3 protein-coding genes are annotated in these 2,429 nt (G+C 51.0%); 1 reads left to right on the plus strand and 2 read right to left on the minus strand.

Annotated elements, in window-relative coordinates; translation table 11 throughout:
• The first annotated feature begins 24 nt into the window (after positions 1-24).
• Positions 25-1,212, plus strand: coding sequence for an anaerobic nitric oxide reductase flavorubredoxin (locus tag GXX34_03890; protein ID HHW06668.1), 1,188 nt, complete (start codon positions 25-27; stop codon positions 1,210-1,212).
• A 101-nt stretch (positions 1,213-1,313) separates the two neighbouring features.
• On the opposite strand, the gene GXX34_03895 is transcribed toward GXX34_03890, so the two are convergent.
• Both GXX34_03895 and GXX34_03900 read right to left on the minus strand, forming a co-directional pair.
• The gene (locus GXX34_03895; protein ID HHW06669.1) at positions 1,314-1,751 is read right to left on the minus strand and encodes a DUF86 domain-containing protein; all 438 of its coding nucleotides are present in this window, start codon (positions 1,749-1,751) and stop codon (positions 1,314-1,316) included.
• On the minus strand, positions 1,744-2,172 hold the full coding sequence (locus tag GXX34_03900; GenBank protein HHW06670.1) for a nucleotidyltransferase domain-containing protein: 429 nt from the start codon (positions 2,170-2,172) through the stop codon (positions 1,744-1,746). The genes GXX34_03895 and GXX34_03900 overlap by 8 nt, the downstream gene beginning before the upstream one ends.
• Positions 2,173-2,429: the final 257 nt, after the last annotated feature.

Below are 2,429 nucleotides of genomic sequence, written 5' to 3' on the forward strand. Positions count from 1 at the left end.
CAACACAAAGGGGTGTCGTTCAACATGAAAAAGCATATCAAGAACAACGTCTATTGGGTAGGCAAGGTGGACTGGGATCTCCGGACGTTCCACGGTTATGAATACACCACGCACCGCGGGTCAAGTTATAATTCCTATCTCATTCAAGAGGAAAAAACCGTTCTCATTGACACGGTGTGGCTGCCCTACGCGGAGGAATTCGTAGAGAACCTGGCGAGTGAGGTGGACTTACATAAAATCGACTACGTCATCGCCCTGCACGGGGAAGTGGATCACAGCGGGGCCCTACCGGCCTTGATGAAGCACATCCCTGATACGCCTATCTACTGCTCCGCCAATGCGGTGAAATCGCTAAAAGGACAGTATCATCAAGACTGGAATTTCCGCGTGGTGAAAACCGGGGACAAGCTGGACCTGGGCAACGGTAAGGAGCTCATCTTCGTGGAAATGACCATGCTCCATTGGCCCGACAGCATGGCGGCTTACATGACGAAAGACAATATTCTATTCAGCAACGACGCCTTCGGGCAGCACTTGGCCACGGAAAAGCTTTTCAACGATCTGGTGGACCAGTGCGACTTGTACCGGGAATCCATGAAATACTACGCCAATATTCTCGCGCCTTTCAGCCCCATCCTCCGGAAGAAACTGGAGGAGATCAAAGCCCTCAACCTCCCCATCGACATCATCGCCACCAGCCACGGGGTGGTCTGGCGGGACAACCCCATGCAGATCGTGAACAAGTATGCGGAATGGGCCGCCGACTACCAAGAAAACCAGATCACCATTCTTTACGACACCATGTGGAACGGCACGAAAATCCTGGCCGAGAAGATTGCCGAAGGCATCAGGCTGGCGGACCCGGAAGTGGTGGTGAAGATTTATAACCTCTCCCTCAGCGACACTAATGACGTCATGACGGAAGTATTCAAATCCAAGGCCATTGTGGTTGGCTCCCCCACCATCAACAACGGCATTCTCCATTCCGTGGCGGGCTGCTTGGAAATGATCAGGGGGCTAAAGTTCAAACAGAAGAAAGCCGCTGCCTTCGGCTGCTACGGCTGGAGCGGCGAGTCCGTGAAAATGATCAATGAATTGCTGGAGAAAGCAGGCTTTGTCTTGATTAACGAAGGTCTCAAAGTCCAGTGGAATCCCGATAAAAACCGGCAGGCGGAAGTCATCGAATTTGGCAAGGCTATCGCCAAGGCTTAATAACTTAACCTCCCCAGCGGGGAGGTTAGATTTTTGCACAGCGTTTATCCTTAACCCGCTTTCCAGCTATCGTGCTACCCTTCTCCGAGGCAGGCGCCGTCCTATGATTCCTGTTCCCGCTCCCGTTCAATATAATCTACAATGTATTTGACAAACTGGCGAAAGTCATCCAACCGTGTCGTAATGATTTCATAAATCTCCTTTTCCGTTACATCGGCATAAGCATGGACCAACCTATTGCGGTAACCGGCCATGCCCTGGATCTTTTCGCTAAACTCCATGGGCAGGATGCCGTGATGTCCCAAGGAAATAATGACGGCGCGGTAATCAGACGGTCGAGCAAGGCCCTGCTTGGCCAGGATATGCCTACCTACGTCCAACAAAGCTTCAATGGCCCTTCGCAGGTGATGTTCGGCCACCGCAAAGTTATCCGGGTCTGCCAAGAATTGCTCCCATGAGAGCTGGGCCAATTTATGAAGCCTGTTGGTGGAGCGACGAATGCGGTCCAGCCGGTCGCTGATGACAGTATAGTTAAGCAAAGAAATGCCCTCCCTTAATGGCTTCCCACACTTCCCGGTCGTACTGATCTAAGAAGGGTTTGAAATCCAAATAATCCCTAAGCACCATATCCTCAAAGTCCGTTCTGAAATTGTCGTCTTCGCAATGAAGAACAACGCCCTTGGTAATCACCTCATAACGCAGCACCACCGGTGCTTGTTCGAGCAACACCAGATCCACCGGCGCCGGGGCCAGCTGCCCCTCCACTTCCCCTTGCAAGGCCACCGTGAAATCAAGGTTATGCCGGTCAGGATCGTATTTCCTCAGAAGACAAGCTATATCATAGTCACTGTCTTCGCCGGCATCACCGCCGGCCCTCGAACCAAATAAATAGGCAGTGTGGATGTTATACTTTTGAAAAACCGGTGCCAGGATATCTTTCAACGCATCCAGATCCTCCATAGGCGTTCCCCCACTTTCCGGCCAAACCACATCCCAGCGTCTCAATCGTTTCGTTATCTTAGTACAAGTTTATTATAAATCCCTGAAGTGAAAAAATCTATGCCCGCATGTCAAAATTTGGTTAGACAAGCCAATCCTACCCCAGCATTGGACAAAGAACATTTGTTTTAAAACGAAGAAAAAAGCCGCTGCCTTCGGCTGCTACGGCTGGAGCGGCGAGTCCGTGAAAATGATCAATGAAAAGTACTGCTGCACCA

The sequence above is a fragment of the Clostridia bacterium genome, assembly GCA_012840125.1.
Lineage (GTDB): Bacteria > Bacillota > DULZ01 > DULZ01 > DULZ01 > DULZ01.